This window comes from Flavobacterium algoris (assembly GCF_048158525.1).
GTDB classification, from domain to species: Bacteria; Bacteroidota; Bacteroidia; order Flavobacteriales; family Flavobacteriaceae; genus Flavobacterium; species Flavobacterium algoris.
In genome coordinates this window covers 1-15,892 of record NZ_JBLNKT010000010.1, presented here as the reverse complement: position 1 = coordinate 15,892, position 15,892 = coordinate 1, and the positions used below count along the sequence as shown (strand labels likewise).

Annotated in this window: 12 protein-coding genes; 2 read left to right on the top strand and 10 right to left on the bottom strand. The window is 33.3% G+C overall.

Annotated features, from left to right (window positions below; translation table 11 throughout):
- Positions 1 to 115: 115 nt before the first annotated feature.
- The 5 genes from ACM55I_RS07355 to truA form a co-directional block, all read right to left on the bottom strand.
- Positions 116 to 535 carry a cupin domain-containing protein gene (locus ACM55I_RS07355; protein ID WP_416846128.1) on the bottom strand — a complete coding sequence of 140 codons (420 nt, stop codon included), beginning with the start codon at positions 533 to 535 and terminating at the stop codon, positions 116 to 118.
- Positions 536 to 1,179: 644 nt separating this feature from the next.
- Complete coding sequence (locus ACM55I_RS07350) at positions 1,180 to 1,668, bottom strand: hypothetical protein (protein WP_416846127.1); 489 nt, start codon at positions 1,666 to 1,668, stop codon at positions 1,180 to 1,182.
- Between the two features lie 223 nt (positions 1,669 to 1,891).
- Positions 1,892 to 3,280, bottom strand: a complete 1,389-nt coding sequence (lpdA, locus tag ACM55I_RS07345) for a dihydrolipoyl dehydrogenase (protein WP_416846126.1) — start codon at positions 3,278 to 3,280, stop codon at positions 1,892 to 1,894.
- A 593-nt stretch (positions 3,281 to 3,873) separates the two neighbouring features.
- Positions 3,874 to 5,628, bottom strand: a complete 1,755-nt coding sequence (locus ACM55I_RS07340) for an ABC transporter ATP-binding protein (protein WP_416846125.1) — start codon at positions 5,626 to 5,628, stop codon at positions 3,874 to 3,876.
- Positions 5,629 to 5,736: 108 nt separating this feature from the next.
- On the bottom strand, positions 5,737 to 6,507 hold the full coding sequence (gene truA, locus ACM55I_RS07335; protein ID WP_416846124.1) for a tRNA pseudouridine(38-40) synthase TruA: 771 nt from the start codon (positions 6,505 to 6,507) through the stop codon (positions 5,737 to 5,739).
- A gap of 281 nt (positions 6,508 to 6,788) precedes the next feature.
- On the opposite strand from truA, the gene ACM55I_RS07330 reads away from it, so the two are divergent.
- Positions 6,789 to 7,286, top strand: coding sequence for a metallophosphoesterase family protein (locus ACM55I_RS07330; protein ID WP_416846123.1), 498 nt, complete (start codon positions 6,789 to 6,791; stop codon positions 7,284 to 7,286).
- A gap of 3 nt (positions 7,287 to 7,289) precedes the next feature.
- Here ACM55I_RS07330 and ACM55I_RS07325 read toward each other — a convergent pair whose 3' ends face one another.
- The 3 genes from ACM55I_RS07325 to ACM55I_RS07315 all read right to left on the bottom strand — a co-directional run bounded on the left by ACM55I_RS07325 (position 7,290) and on the right by ACM55I_RS07315 (position 10,206).
- Positions 7,290 to 8,984: a tetratricopeptide repeat-containing sensor histidine kinase gene (locus tag ACM55I_RS07325; protein WP_416846122.1), complete on the bottom strand. Its 1,695-nt coding sequence runs from the start codon at positions 8,982 to 8,984 to the stop codon at positions 7,290 to 7,292.
- Positions 8,985 to 8,995: 11 nt separating this feature from the next.
- Entirely contained in the window at positions 8,996 to 9,658 is a 663-nt protein-coding gene (locus ACM55I_RS07320) for a response regulator (protein WP_416846121.1), read from the bottom strand.
- Between the two features lie 134 nt (positions 9,659 to 9,792).
- Positions 9,793 to 10,206 carry a DUF4293 domain-containing protein gene (locus ACM55I_RS07315; protein ID WP_416846120.1) on the bottom strand — a complete coding sequence of 138 codons (414 nt, stop codon included), beginning with the start codon at positions 10,204 to 10,206 and terminating at the stop codon, positions 9,793 to 9,795.
- A gap of 181 nt (positions 10,207 to 10,387) precedes the next feature.
- Here ACM55I_RS07315 and rho point away from each other — a divergent pair, with 181 nt between their 5' ends.
- The gene (rho, locus tag ACM55I_RS07310) at positions 10,388 to 12,193 is read left to right on the top strand and encodes a transcription termination factor Rho (RefSeq protein WP_416846119.1); all 1,806 of its coding nucleotides are present in this window, start codon (positions 10,388 to 10,390) and stop codon (positions 12,191 to 12,193) included.
- A gap of 107 nt (positions 12,194 to 12,300) precedes the next feature.
- Here rho and ACM55I_RS07305 read toward each other — a convergent pair whose 3' ends face one another.
- Together ACM55I_RS07305 and ACM55I_RS07300 are read right to left on the bottom strand one after the other, a co-directional pair.
- Positions 12,301 to 13,557 carry an RsmB/NOP family class I SAM-dependent RNA methyltransferase gene (locus ACM55I_RS07305; RefSeq protein ID WP_039107732.1) on the bottom strand — a complete coding sequence of 419 codons (1,257 nt, stop codon included), beginning with the start codon at positions 13,555 to 13,557 and terminating at the stop codon, positions 12,301 to 12,303.
- Between the two features lie 141 nt (positions 13,558 to 13,698).
- Positions 13,699 to 15,660 carry a KUP/HAK/KT family potassium transporter gene (locus tag ACM55I_RS07300; RefSeq protein ID WP_416846118.1) on the bottom strand — a complete coding sequence of 654 codons (1,962 nt, stop codon included), beginning with the start codon at positions 15,658 to 15,660 and terminating at the stop codon, positions 13,699 to 13,701.
- Positions 15,661 to 15,892: the final 232 nt, after the last annotated feature.

Sequence of the window (15,892 nt, the reverse complement as noted above, 5' to 3'; positions counted from 1 at the left end):
CAAGGACATGCCCATAAAAAAATCCGCCTTATGAAGATGAGACGGATTTTGGTGTTTTTAAATCGTATTCAAAAAATGAAATCAAATGAATTATTTTCCAAAAGAGAATGTCTTGTTATTTTTTCTTGGCCGGAGCCATCATGGGATTCATCTTTTTTTGCATCATTGGTTTCATTTCGGTCACAATTAATTTGATTGTGGTGGTTCCAACGTTTTTGCCCATATGAGTTACTGCAGGCATATACATAGCGTTACCTGCTTTGATATCCATAGTAGTTGCTGCTTTGCCTTTTTCGGTTATTTCTATTTTTCCGCTGGTTAAGGCATAGATGACATGGTTAGGATGACTGTGCCAAGCAGCTGTTGCTCCCGGCTTGAATTCAACCTCCATTACTCTTACCTTGTCGTTTTCAAGCAGTATTTTTTTATACACATTTGGGGATGCTTTCATGGGGTCTTGTGCATACAAACTTGCTCCTTGCTGTAGGAATAATCCAAAGAGTACTGTCACTAAAATCATTTTGATTGTTTTCATCTTTTTAAAATTTAAATTTTTAGTTATTTTAATTTAATTTTTTTCTACTTGTTCGGCTTTTTGGTTTCGGTCGTTTTTTAAGTAGTCGATGGTTTTTGTATTTTATCTTTGTTGTGAGTCGGCATTGACAAGAAGCGCTTAACTGAATTATTGGTATTCTTGTTTGTCCGTAATGACTTCTAGTTTTTTAAACCAACTTATCGGTTTAAATTCACTATGAGTTTTGGCATACTAATTCATCATTTTTTTTAATAATAAAGCACCATAAGGGTGTCATTTTTACGAGGCTACTAATTTACAAAAAAATCCAACCCAATATTAAATCTAATACCTTTTTTTTAGTTATAACGTATTGAATTTTAATATTTTGGGATTATTTATTTCAAAAATGTTGAGGTGCTAATACATCAAAAATCCGTTTTTTCTTGTTCCAAAGAATAAGAAAAAACGGATTTAGTAGTGCAATATGCAGCAACAATTTACCTAGAATAAGTGTTGAATTTATAGTACTATTTTTGTCAGTATTAAACGAATAGATAGCGCAAGAATACTATTTTGTTTTGGCTTTAAATATTGTTTTAATGGTATGAGTATTATTTTGTAACTGTTTTATTGTGCGTTACATTCTTTAGTTAGCCAAGTTTTTAATTTTTACTAACTATGGAAAAATCTGTTTCTCCGTTGCCATAAATTACATCACTTAATTTAATATCACTTCTTGATTGATCAATGATTTCCCAATGATTTATTGTTTCCACAAAATGTATTGGGGATGTAAAAGTAATATCAAATTTTATTTCTGATAAAGTATCAATATACCCCGTTGTATCAGTTAGTGACCAAGTTCCCTTATAAGTAGTTGTTCCGTCAGTGGCAGTTAATCTATTTTTAGTTTCAAAATTAAAATTTAACCTATTGAAATTAATTGCTTCATTGTTATCAGAGTCCCAATAAAGATCTATTTTCAAAGTTCCGTCAGTAACAACAATAGTAATATTATTTCGGTTATCTATTGGAGCTACACCATTTAATCGATTGTCGGTTTTCAAATCATCTGAACTTGGAGTGCATGCAGGAGTAATTAAAATAATTATCAATACCGGCTTTAAACTGAATTGTCTTAGTGTTTTCATAGCAAATAAATTAAATTATTAAATTTTAACATATTTGTATTTAAATATCGCACAATACAATCAAATTTACGAATTAATATTAATTTATTTGTTAAATTATTGACATTTTTTTAATAGGATTCTTGTTTTTTATTTGCTTTAAAAACATAAAAAAATCCGACTTGCTTTCACAAATCGGATTAATAAATCTGAAATCAAAAATCGTTAATCTACGATCTAAAATCTATAAATGTATTACTTCGCCATATGCATCAGCAACGGCTTCCATAACAGCTTCACTCATTGTTGGGTGTGGGTGGATAGATTTTAAGATTTCGTGTCCTGTAGTTTCCAGTTTACGAGCCACAACTGCCTCAGCAATCATATCCGTAACTCCGGCTCCAATCATGTGACAACCCAACCATTCGCCATACTTAGCATCAAAAATTACTTTCACAAAACCATCCGGAGTTCCGGCAGCTTTCGCTTTTCCTGAAGCTGAGAATGGAAATTTACCAATTTTCAATTCGTATCCTTTTTCCTTAGCTTGTTTTTCGGTCAAACCTACGGATGCAATTTCAGGAGTTGCATAGGTACAACCCGGTACGTTTCCGTAGTCGATAGGTTCTACGTGAAGTCCTGCGATTTTCTCTACACAATTGATTCCTTCAGCAGAAGCTACGTGAGCTAATGCTTGCCCTGGTGTAACATCACCAATAGCGTAATATCCAGGAATGTTGGTTTGGTTATATGCGTTTACCAAGATTTTATCTCTGTCAGTAGCAATACCAACTTCTTCTAATCCTATGTTTTCAATATTGGTTTTGATTCCAACAGCTGAAAGTAAAATGTCAGCTTCCAGAACTTCTTCTCCTTTGGCTGTTTTCACAAATGCTTTAACACCTGCTCCTGTAGTATCAATTCGTTCTACTGATGAGTTCGTCATGATTTTGATTCCTGCTTTTTTCAAAGAACGTTCCATTTGTTTTGAAATGTCTTCGTCTTCAACGGGAACTACATTTGGCATGAATTCTACAATGGTAACATCAGTTCCCATAGAATTATAGAAATGTGCAAATTCTACTCCAATTGCTCCAGAACCTACAATAATCATAGATTTAGGTTGTGTTGGCAAGGTCATTGCTTGTCTGTAACCAATTACTTTTACACCGTCTTGTGGTAAGTTTGGTAATTCACGAGAACGTGCTCCAGTAGCAATAATGATATGGTCAGCACTGTATTCAGTAGCTTTATTGTCTTTGTCAGTAACATCAACTTTCTTTCCTGGTTTTAGTTTTCCAAAACCATCAATCACGTCGATTTTATTTTTTTTCATCAAGAATTGAACTCCTTTGCTCATTCCGTCAGCAACACTACGACTGCGTTGTACAACTGCAGGGAAGTCTTTGTCAAATGATGAAACAGTCAATCCGTAATCAGAAGCGTGTTTTAGATAATCAAAAACCTGAGCTGATTTTAGTAACGCTTTTGTTGGGATACAACCCCAGTTCAAACATACTCCGCCTAAGTTTTCTTTTTCAATCACGGCTACTTTAAAGCCTAATTGTGATGCTCTAATGGCTGTAACATAACCGCCTGGGCCACTTCCTAAAACTATAATATCGTATTTCATTTCAAAGTTTTTTATTTGTTTTTATTGGTGAAATGCAGTCGCTAACGCTCGTGTCATTTTTTTATTTAAATTTTTGTAAAAATGAATTTGTAAAAACTCATTTTATTTTTTAAGTATTTTTTTAGTTATATAAATGGAATTGGCAAAAGCTCATTTCATTTTAGGTACGTTTTTACTAAATTAATTGATTTGGCGAATTTAAGGATTTATTCTGTTTTGAGAAAGTTTCAATGAAATAAAGTATTAAAGTAACAAAATTTCAAAAAAACACTGTTATTTTAAAAAGGGTTACAGTATTGTCAATAGAAATCATTGCATTTACTAAGCGATGAATCTAATGAAGTTTAATTAGGGTTATCCTGATTTTCTTTAAACCAGTAAAAATATAATTTAAATCATATAAGAAGTGTAAGTTCATTTAAGCTAATCTATTGAAATCAAAACTTAAATGAACTTACACTTGTTATATGGTTAAGAAAATCAATTACTTTTTTCAAGTATTCTGTTTATAATTTCCAAAAAAAGAAGCGAAACCAAATTTAAAACTTAGTGCCTTTGCGTCTTAGCGGCAAATAAACGTTGCAGTGAAAAACTTAATTAGCCACCGAAAATTGCGAGTCATACAAGTTCTTGTAATACCCACTTTCACGGTTGATTAACTCCTGATGCGTGCCTTGCTCTACAATTAAACCTTTATCCATAACCACAATTTTATCAGCATTGACAATAGTTGCGAGTCTATGCGCTATTACAATCGAAGTTCGGCCTTGAGTAATAGTTTCAGTGGCGCGTTGAATCAATTCTTCGGAATAGGTGTCAATGGATGAAGTGGCCTCGTCCAAAATTAAAATGCTTGGATTACTCACATACGCTCTCAAAAAAGCAATTAACTGACGCTGTCCTGACGAAAGCATTACGCCACGCTCTTTGACATCAAAATCATAATTATCAGGTAAACTCATAATAAAATCATGAACGCCAATTTTTTTGGCAGCAGCCAAAACTTGTTCTCTGCTTATCGCTGGATTATTCAAGGTGATGTTATTGAAGATAGTATCGGCAAAAAGGAAAACATCCTGCAACACCACTGCAATTTGGGTACGCAATGAACTTAAAGTATAATGTTCTATGTTGTGATTGTCAATATAAATAGAACCGCTGTTGATTTCGTAAAAACGGTTTAACAAGTTGATAATCGTTGATTTTCCTGCTCCCGTAGAGCCTACAATCGCAACGGTTTGTCCGGCATTTACTTCAAGGTTAATTCCTTTAATTACATCTTCTTCAGGAATGTAACCAAAACGAACGTTTTCGAATTTTATATCTCCCTTGAAAATGGGCGCTTCAATTGTTCCGGTATCTTGTATTTGATCTTGGGTATCCAAAATATCAAAAACACGATTCGCCGCAATCATTCCTAACTGCATTTCGTTGAACTTATCCGCAATTTGGCGCAATGGATTAAACAACATTCCAATAAACATCGTGTAAGAAAACAAATCTCCAAAAGTGGTAAAATGATCCCCATTTAATATTTTAATTCCACCATACAACACGATAAAACCTAATGTCAAAGACGAAATAATATCAGCAATAGGGAAGAAGATGGAGTTGTAAAGAATGGTTTTTATCCAAGCTCTATTATGCTTGTCATTGATGCTTTTGAATTTTTCAAATTCTATATCTTCTCTGTTAAAGAGTTGGACAATTTTCATTCCCGTCACACGCTCTTGAACAAAGGAGTTCATGTTGGCAATTTGCGTACGCACTTCTTCAAAAGCCACTTGCATTTTCTTTTGGAAAATTCGGGTGAAGAAAACCAGAATTGGCATAGCCACAATTACAATCCAAGTCAGCGTCCAGTTCATGTAGAACATAAAAAGAAGTACCACAACCATTTTCATCAAGTCACTGATAATCATAAACAATCCCTGACTAAAAATACGGGCAATTGCCTCAATATCTGATACGGAACGCGTTACGAGTTGCCCCACAGGAACAAGATCAAAATACTTCATTCTAAAACTCAACAAGTGTTTGAACAGTTTTGTTCGAATGTCTTTCACAATATCTTGACCCAGCCAGTTTGCCCAATATACAAAGTAAAACTGCGAAAATACTTCCATCAACAGCACCATTCCCATCAGGATTACATACATCAATAAACCCTGTTGGTCGTGGGTTTTTATGTATCCATCAACTGTTTGCTTTAATAAATACGGACGTAATGCCGCAAATATAGATAACGAAACAGCAAAAATAATCACGCCATTAAAACGCCATTGGTACGGTTTCGTATATTGTAATATTCGTTTGAATAATCGGGTATCAAATGCTTTTGCTTTCATATTTTTTGGATTTATCCTGATTATTTTCAGGAGCTATTTCCAGCTATTCGTTTCAATCTTTTATGTTTTTAAAGAAAAAACATAAAAGGATTTCCACTGCTATCTGGGCTATTGCGTAATGTAATCGTATTCTATTTTGGTTAAATATAAACCATGCGCCGGAACCGAAAAACCAGCTTTATCTCGGTTTTTACTTTCTACAATGGCAGTAAAATCATCCAGTGTTATCTTGTGTAATCCTATGTTTACTAATGTTCCCACAATAGCGCGTACCATGTTTCGTAAAAAACGATTGGCCGAAATCGTAAAAATAAGGTTGCCATTTTCTTGTTTGGCTACGCCCTGTTCGGCTGTGCCTCGAGTCCAATACGCTTCAAAAATCGTACAGTCAAATGTATTCACATCTGTATTTACTTTAGAGAAACATTGAAAATCAGTAAAATTAAACAATAATTTGGCCGCTTCGTTCATTAAATCTACATCTAATTTTTGATGGAAATACCAACTTTGCTCTTGCGAAAAAACATCTTTAAACGTGTTGATGTGGTATTCATACGTTCTTTTAGTCGCGTCAAAACGCGTGTGCGCTTCGTCGTGAACAGGGATAATGGTATAAACAACAATGTCTTTGGGCAAGTAGGAGTTGAGTTTGTGAACTAAATTTGGAATGTCAAATGGTCTTTCAAAATCAAAATGGGCGTACATTTCCTTGGCGTGAACACCAGTATCCGTGCGTCCGGCTCCCATAAGATTAATCTCGGTATTCAATAGCACCGAAAATGCTTTGTTCATCGTTTCCTGAACTGATGCAGCATTAGGTTGGTATTGCCAGCCGTGATAATGGGTTCCGTTATAAGCTAATTTTATGAAGTACCTCAAGGTTAGATTTCAGATTTCAGATTTCAGATTTCAGATTGTTCTGAAAGAAATCGAGTTTTATATATTTTAAAGTAGCAAAGATACTTATTAATTTTTGTGTCACGAAGTCGCTATGGCGCAAAAGTTTGTTAAGTTTTAAATGGATTTTTTATTTGGAATTTGATTGTCTAATTTTACCACAAAATCCTAGCCCAGATAGCAGCGGTATCCTTTTTATTAGCCTTTTCAGCGAATAAAAAGATACAAGCGAATAGCTGTAAATAGCTCCTAATAAACCTGTTTTGAAAAAAATACTACTCCTTTCGGATACGCACAGTCACATTGATGATACCATTTTGAAATATGTTGTTCAGGCGGATGAAGTTTGGCATGCAGGCGACATTGGTAATTTGGTTGTAACCGATGCGATAAAAAAACTAAAACCGTTGCGTTGTGTTTATGGCAATATTGATGATGCTCAAGCCCGATTGGAATTCCCGTTGCACAACCGTTTTATGTGTGAGGGGGTAGATGTTTGGATTACGCATATTGGCGGTTATCCGGGGAAATACAATCTTAATATTAAAGCGGAGATGGATGCGAATCCTCCCAAATTATTTATTTGTGGGCATTCGCACATTCTAAAAGTAATATTTGATAAAAAACATAATCTCTTACATATGAATCCCGGAGCAGCTGGAAAAAGCGGTTTTCATCAGGTACGCACCATGTTGCGTTTTGTAATTGAAGAGGATAAAATAAAAGATTTGGAAATTATAGAAATAGAGAAAAAAGGGTAGCTTTTATTTAGCGGTAATAGGTAGAATAATATAAATTGATGTTCCATAATGTTGCTTTGAATCGATGGAAATACCTCCTTTTAAATTGTTTATTCTCGCTTGAATCTGATTTAGTCCAAAACCTTCAAGAATATGAAAATGAGCGGGATCAAAACCTTTTCCATTGTCATAGACATGAATTTGAAGTAGATTATTGTTTTCTTGGATGGTGACCTTAGCAGAATTTGCTTGGCTGTGCTTCGTTATATTGTTTAAAAGTTCACTGACTATAAAATAAATTTTCATTTCAAATTCTTCATTATAACGCGTTTTTGTAGACACGGAACTCGAATACTTAAATTCAATTACGGAATTTGAGTTTTTTTCACATAAATCTTCTAATGCATAAAGCAAACCAAATCGTGCTAAAAGTGTGGGCATCAGTTCATGGGATAAATCGCGAACTTTATCATGAGCTTCTTCAAGTATAGCTTTGGTTTTTAGTATTTCTTGGGGTGGTAACAGGTTTTGTGATGTGAAAACATTTAAATGTAATCCTGCAGAAGACAGCAAGGCACTAATGTTGTCATGTAGAAAAGAAGCTATTTTTTTTCTTTCTAATTCCTGTCCGTTAATGGATGCGTTGATGATGTTTTCCTGAATTTTGCTTTGTAAATCTTTCAGTTTGTTGTTTTGTTTTAGTCTTGTATTTTGAAATAAAAAATAAAAAAGAATAATGATTAGGAGTAATAACGAAATGACAATAATACTAATCTTTCTATTTTTATTCTGTTTTTCTATTAGTAAATTTTGTTTGGTTTTGTATTTGGTTTCTATGTTGTCAATTTCTCTTTTGTAGCGATCAATCTCAAGGTTAATTCCTGCAACATTCGTTTTTTTTAGTTTTTCTTCATAATTAAGTTCAGCCGTAATTGAGTTGTAAAGAGTCAGGTTTTCGTATGCTTTTTGGAACGCTCTATTTTTTAATAAAAACTTGGAATATTCTAAATGCGAAAAAGACAAATCGGATTTTTCATTTCCTTCCATACCGTGTTTTATGGCATTTTGAAAAAAGTAATTGGCTTTTTCGGTATTATTTTTATAGCTATTGTACATACCATTGAGCATGTTTAGTGCTACAATTGTAGATTCATCACCATATTTTTTGTGGTATTTATTTATATATACTAAATAGGGGTAACCTTCGTCAAAACGACCAATGTCGAAGTAAGCCCAAGTTATATTGAGTTTTGTAAAAACAATTTGAGCAAAATCATTTGTTTTTTGACTGTATTCCAGCGATTTTTTGTAGCAAACAATTCCTTTTTCATATTGCTTTTTATCAAAGCAATAAATATTTCCTAAATTATTATAAAGCCAGTTTTTTAATTCACTATTATTTGTTCTTTTGGCATAAAACAAGCCTTTTTTGTAGTAGAAAAATGCTTTGTCGAATTCTGTTAATTCATCAAAATTTGCAGCAATGGTATTGTAAATAGAGGCGATGAGATTGTCATCCTTGACAGTGATGGCATAATGTAAAGCGATTCTTGATTTTACGAGTGATTTTTCAAAATTGCCCGTTTTCATATATTTATTGGCCTCTTTTGCTAATAGTGTAATTTCTTCCTTAGTAGGTATTTTTTCTTGTGCAAAAAAAGAAGCACTAGAAAGTAATAGCAATAGAAATAGTACAATGTTAATTCGAATTTTAGGCATAAAAAGAACTTTTATTGCTTAATCAAATTATTTTTAAGGGCATATTTCACTAAGCTAATAGTGTTTTTTGCATCTAATTTTTTCATTATATTCTTACGGTGTGTTTCTACGGTATTGACACTGATGAAAAGTTGTTCGCTAATTTCCTTACCGCTATATTCTAAAGAAATCAAAGTGATGATTTCTAATTCGCGTCCAGTTAAAATGGAGTTCGTAATCGGTTCTGATTTATTTAGTTTTGGATTGTTTTTTGTAAATGAATTAAAGATTTTTTCTCTAACGGATTGGCAAAAATATTCCTCTCCTCTGGAAACGGCTTCAATAGCTTCTACAATATTTTCGCCTGCGCATTTTTTTGTCAGATAACCACTAGCACCAAGTTTCATGATTTCTTTGATCAATTTTAGTTCGTCATAACTGGAAAGAATTATAACCTTGCAGGGAAAGCCTTTTTCGAAAAATTCTTTAATGACTTCAATGCCATCTTTTTCAGGCATGTTGATATCCAAAACAAGAATATCGGATTTGTTATTGATAACATCGTCATAAATAGTAGTTCCATTTAAAGAAAACCCCACTACTTCAAAATTAGGGATAGTTTGCAGTAAAGTACTGATTCCGTCAATGAGTATTTGATGATCGTCTGCTAAATGGATTCTGGTTCTTGTTTTCATAATGAAATTACTATGTTTCAAATTTAGAAAAATATAATGGATTATTTAGTAAGATTTTTAGTATTTATAAGCACAAAAAAACCCGAACTGTTACATTCGGGTCTTCTTCGCACTAATAAATTAAGTTTATAGGTTTACCTCAATCTATCCACAGATTTTACAAGATCTTCATCCTTTTTGATGGCCTTATTAGCCAAGACTAATAATACGATAGCAACTACAGGTAGAAACATCCCAATACCTTTCTCTGAAACAGCGAGTGTTTCTCCAGATAAGTTTAGTGAATGATATACAAACAATCCTAATAAAATTAAATTTAATATTATGTTCAATCTGCCAATGACAAATTGATTTTGTCTTTTTTTATACGATACAATACTTAATAAAGTAAGCGTTGTGCTTAAACCAAACAGGATTACATAAACTTGATCTTGCATGAATAAAAAATCACTACCATTGTTCATTGTCCATAAAGGAATGAAAAACGGTAAAATTCCTGTCACTACAAAAGCAAGAAATAAATAAATGGTTTGAATTCTTTGTATCATGGTTTGAATTTGTTCTACAAAAATATATTTTCTTTTTTATAAATACTATTGTATGATAAGATTTTATTCGTATTATTGCATCATAATACCGTAAGCACTTCATACTGCGGTTGATTCAAAACAAAAAAGTTTACTACCTATCTTTACAATTTTCCAAAATAATTAAACTCATAGAACATTCATGTTTGATATTTCTGCATTAAAAGAAATGAAGCTATCTGAGCTTCAAGAAATAGCTAAATCGGCTAAAACCATAAAGTTTAACGGTGTTAAAAAAGATACTTTAATTAGTCAAATTTTAGAGCATCAAGTGGCTACTAACGTTGATTCAGCTTTAGATTCTAAAAAGGAAAGTAATGTTGAGGACGATAAACCCAAAAGAGCGCGAATCGTTCCTGTTAAAAAAGTAGCGATACAAAAAGCGGTAAAAAATACGCTGTTTGAAAAAGAAGAAACTGCAACAGAAATAAGTACTCCAGTTGAAGAAAATCTTCCTTTAGTTGAACCAACAACAAGAGAAGAGGATATTACTCCAATTGCAGAACAACCAGTAGATGGGGAGCAAAAAGTAGGTAAAATTATTAAATTTAATAAATCAGCCTACGAAAAGAAAATTGCTTTAAAAAATGATAAGGAAGAAGTAAAAGAAGCAGCCAAAGAGAATGTAGAAGTTGTAGATGCAGTCATTGAAGATAAAACGGAAACTACTGCTGCACCGGCTAAAAAGATAAATCCAAATCAATTACATAAGCAGAACCCAAATCAGAATCCTAACCAAAACCCAAATCAAAACGGGAATGGAAATGGAAACGGGAATCAAAATCCAAATTTTAAAAATAAGAAAAGTAATTTTGCTGCTTCTGATTTTGAATTTGATGGAATTATAGAAAGTGAAGGTGTTCTTGAAATGATGCCTGATGGGTATGGTTTCTTGCGCTCTTCAGATTATAATTATTTGGCTTCACCTGATGATATTTATTTATCGACTTCTCAAATCAGATTGTTCGGACTTAAAACCGGAGATACTGTAAAAGGAGTGGTTCGTCCACCAAAAGAAGGGGAGAAATTTTTCCCATTAGTACGCGTTTTAAAAATAAACGGACACGATCCTCAAGTAGTTCGTGATAGAGTTTCATTCGAACATTTAACACCTGTTTTTCCTTCAGAAAAATTCAAATTAGCCGAAAAACAAAGTACTATTTCAACACGAATTATCGATTTGTTTTCACCAATAGGAAAAGGACAACGTGGAATGATTGTGGCGCAACCTAAAACTGGTAAAACGATGTTGCTTAAGGAAATTGCCAATGCTATTGCGGCAAATCATCCTGAAGTGTATTTAATTGTTTTATTGATTGATGAACGCCCGGAAGAGGTTACTGATATGCAACGTAGTGTGCGTGGTGAAGTAATTGCTTCTACTTTTGACAGAGAACCACAAGAGCATGTAAAAATTGCGAATATCGTACTTGAAAAAGCTAAACGATTGGTAGAATGTGGTCACGATGTAGTGATTCTATTGGATTCCATTACGCGTTTGGCCAGGGCATATAATACGGTTCAGCCTGCTTCTGGTAAAGTATTAAGTGGAGGTGTGGATGCGAATGCATTGCAAAAACCAAAACGTTTCTTTGGAGCTGCCCGTAATGTAGAAAATGGTGGTTCATTAAGTATTATCGCTACTGCATTGACTGAAACTGGTTCGAAAATGGATGAAGTTATCTTCGAAGAATTTAAAGGTACCGGTAATATGGAATTGCAATTGGATAGAAAAATTGCTAACAAACGTATTTTCCCAGCTATCGATTTGACTTCTTCAAGTACAAGACGTGATGATATGTTATTGGATCAAAAAACATTGCAAAGAATGTGGATTATGCGAAAATACCTTTCGGATATGAATCCAGTGGAAGCGATGGATTTCATTAATGATCGTTTCAAGAAAACGAAGAATAATGAGGAGTTTTTAATCTCGATGAATGATTAGGAGTATTATAAAGAGAATAGAATAAAGAACATAGATAAAATGCATAAAAAAATCCTCGATTTTGTTCGAGGATTTTTTTTGTGAATTTTGTAGTCTAAATCTATATTCTATTCTATTTCTTTCTGTACTCTTTTTTCTTTCTGTTCTAAGTTTTCTTTACGTTCTAACAAAGCCATGTAGAATCCATCAAAACCAGACTCTGAAGCTAATATTTTTTGGTCTTTCACAAAGTTGAATTGTTTTCCAATGTCAGTAGTTAAGAAACGAGCAATTTGTTCTTGATTTTCGGACGGTAATATAGAACAAGTAGCGTATACTAATTTTCCTCCCGGTTTTACAATTTTAGAATAACTTTCTAAAACTTCCGATTGTACTTTACGGATGTTGTCGATAAATTCCGGTTTTAATTTCCATTTAGCATCTGGATTTCTTTTTAGAACCCCTAATCCGCTACAAGGTGCATCAATTAAAACACGGTCTGCTTTTTCGTGTAATTTTTTGATGATTTTTGTAGAGTCAATGATGCGGTATTCAATATTGAAGGCACCGTCTCTTTTGGCTCTGATTTTTAATTGCTTCAATTTGCTTTCATACAAATCCATAGCGATTAACTGTCCTTTGTTTTCCATTAAAGATGCAATGTGCAATGTTTTTCCACCAGCACCAGCACAAGTATCAACGACACGCATTCCTGGTTTTACATCAAGGAAAGCAGCCACTAATTGGGAGTTGGCATCCTGAACTTCAAAGAAACCTTGTTTAAAAGCATCAGTTAAGAAAACATTAGCTCTTTCTTTTAGCACTAAAGCATCAGGTTGATTTTTCAACGTTTCTGTTTCAATGTTTAAATCCATCAAAATAGCGCGTAGCGCTTCTCTGGTTGTCTTAAGTGTGTTGACTCTTAGAATTACCTTAGCAGGTTGGTTTTGAGCTGTTATTTCGGTTGCCCAAACTTTCTCTCCTAATTCTTTAACCCCTAATTCATCCATCCAGTCCGGAATAGATTCTTTCAAAGCTCTTACTTTTGAAAGTTCGTCAAAACGTCCTTTTATTTTTCTTTCCGGAGTTCCTTCCAGTTGGCGCCAATCAGGAATAGGGTAGCCTCTTAAAACTGCCCATACAGAAAACATTCTCCAAAGATTGTCTCTGTCAAATGGTTCTTTTACTTCGGCTATTTCTGCGTATAATCTTTTCCAACGTACAATTTCGTAGATGGTTTCGGCAACAAATTTTCTGTCAGAGCTTCCCCAACGTTTGTCTTTTTTTAAGGATCGTGCTACCACTTTATCAGCATATTCGCCTTCATTAAATATGGCGTTCAAAGCATCGATGGTAGTATAAACTAAATTTCTGTGTAATCTCATTTTAAATAATTGAGGTGCAAAGGTACTATTAATTGATTGAATGTTATATTTTTAATAATGAATGTTGTTTTTTAATTTTTTGACATAAAAAAACACTGTTTTCAAAACAGTGTTTTTTATAAATTAGTAGGTTTAAAATCCTTATTTAACTCTAGTTAAACCAATATTTTCGGGAGCATGAAGCACCATTGGGAATTTCTCTATTTTAACGGAGCTACTATCCAGACCAAAGGCTCTTTCTTCGGATAAACTTAGTTTTTTAATAAAGAAATAAGAATTCATGATTAATTTTTCATGCCATCTTAAATCGCTGTCATTTGAAAGGAATTTTTCAGATAATACAAATTTGAAATCGCCAATAATATTGTTTTTATTCAAAGATTCATATCGACTGGTAATGTCCATCTCTCCTTTTTGTACCATATCTTTAATTACTTCTTTAAACATCAAGTTTATCTTAGTAGGTTCTCTAAAACCTAAATTGAAATCAACACGATACAAATCATCTTTGACAATTTCGGTTACTTTATATTCGGTTTTATAAGGTTCCGTTAATATGTTTACGTGTACAAACCAATAAATATCAGCTCTTTTAGGTCTTTTTTGTAAAATAGAATACATTACTTTCTCTTCTATTTCATCAGTTCTGCCGGCATTTGTCATGTAAACTAAATGCGTTGCATATTTTGGTATCGATAAATCAGCACTCAATTCAACAAGTACTTTTTTGTAATCTTCAATTTTAACAATTTTGGTGTAGCTTTTATTGATTTTCTTAGCCAAATACCAAATGGTCATTACAGATATTAATAGTGTTGCTATAAAAAGAGTTACATAGCCACCTTCTGCAAATTTTGTAATATTGGCTGCAAGAAAACTAAATTCAATAATTAGATAAATGGTAATTAATGGCATGATAAAATACAATTTTACTCTTTTCATTATTAAATAAAAATTCAGCAAAATAGTCGTCATTATCATACATAATATGATTGCTAATCCATAGGCATGTTCCATATTACTAGACTCTTCGAAGTGCAATACAATGCCCACACAACCAAAGAATAATAACCAGTTTATTGACGGAATATACAATTGTCCTTTTAATTCAGTTGGGTATTTTATTTTTACTTTCGGCCAAAAGTTCAATCTCATCGCTTCATTTATTAATGTAAATGAACCGCTGATTAATGCTTGTGAAGCAATTACTGCTGCAAGTGTAGCAATAATAATTCCTATAGGTTGAAACCAATCCGGCATGATGAGATAGAATGGGTTTCCATTTTTCCCGCCTAAACTTTGCAATGTTTCTCCTTCGTGATGGATTAAATAAGCGGCTTGTCCAAAATAATTAAGCACTAAAGCCGTTTTTACAAAAATCCAGCTAATTCTAATGTTTTTTCGACCGCAATGTCCCATGTCTGAATACAGTGCTTCAGCACCCGTTGTACAAAGAAATACAAAGCCTAAAACAAAAAAACCTTCAGGATGAATGGATAATAAATGATAAGCGTAGTAGGGGTTCAAGGCCTTGAAAACTTCAGTATGTTGTGCGATTTGTATAGAGCCCAAAACGGCAAGCATACCAAACCAAAGCAGCATCATTGGGGCGAAAAATTTACCAACTAATTTGGTTCCAAATTGTTGAATTGCGAACAATACAAATAGTATTCCTATGACAATTGGGATTGTGTTTATATGAGGATAATAGGTTCTAATTCCTTCAACAGCAGAAGATACAGATATGGGGGGGGTTATGATTCCATCAGCCAGTAAAGCACTTCCGCCAATAATTGCGGGGACTATTAGCCATTGAATTTTTGTTTTTTTAACTAAGGCATATAATGCGAAAATCCCGCCTTCTCCATGATTATCAGCACTCAAAGTAATCAAGACGTATTTTATAGTAGTTTGTAACGTAAGAGTCCAAAATACAGCAGAAATCCCTCCTAAAACGACATCTGCATTAATAATATGATCACCAAGTATGGCTTTCATTACATATAAAGGTGAAGTTCCAATATCACCGTAAATTATTCCTAATGAAACTAATAACCCGCCTAATGTTAATTTAGTATGCAAGTCTTTGTGCGCTGCGCTCATGTAATATTTTTAAAAAACTCGTCAAATTTACTCTTTTTAAATAAATAAGAGCTGTTTATTTAATAAAATGACAAAAAAAAGCACGGTTGTTACAACCGTGCTTTTTAAATTTATTATATGTCCCGTCCTGAAATAGCGATACACAAAAAAGATCGTTATGGAAGAAAACATAAATTATGTAAAACGCACCCAACGCGATTACAGTATGTCTTTAAAGCTTCAAATTGTTAGA

Coding starts and splice junctions, on each gene's coding strand:
- rho (WP_416846119.1), top strand. CDS start 10,388: ATGTTTGATATTTCTGCATTAAAAGAAATGAAGCTATCTGAGCTTCAA.
- ACM55I_RS07350 (WP_416846127.1), bottom strand. CDS start 1,668: ATGAAAACACTAAGACAATTCAGTTTAAAGCCGGTATTGATAATTATT.
- lpdA (WP_416846126.1), bottom strand. CDS start 3,280: ATGAAATACGATATTATAGTTTTAGGAAGTGGCCCAGGCGGTTATGTT.
- ACM55I_RS07305 (WP_039107732.1), bottom strand. CDS start 13,557: ATGAGATTACACAGAAATTTAGTTTATACTACCATCGATGCTTTGAAC.
- ACM55I_RS07320 (WP_416846121.1), bottom strand. CDS start 9,658: ATGAAAACAAGAACCAGAATCCATTTAGCAGACGATCATCAAATACTC.
- ACM55I_RS07340 (WP_416846125.1), bottom strand. CDS start 5,628: ATGAAAGCAAAAGCATTTGATACCCGATTATTCAAACGAATATTACAA.
- ACM55I_RS07325 (WP_416846122.1), bottom strand. CDS start 8,984: ATGCCTAAAATTCGAATTAACATTGTACTATTTCTATTGCTATTACTT.
- ACM55I_RS07315 (WP_416846120.1), bottom strand. CDS start 10,206: ATGATACAAAGAATTCAAACCATTTATTTATTTCTTGCTTTTGTAGTG.
- ACM55I_RS07300 (WP_416846118.1), bottom strand. CDS start 15,660: ATGAGCGCAGCGCACAAAGACTTGCATACTAAATTAACATTAGGCGGG.
- ACM55I_RS07355 (WP_416846128.1), bottom strand. CDS start 535: ATGAAAACAATCAAAATGATTTTAGTGACAGTACTCTTTGGATTATTC.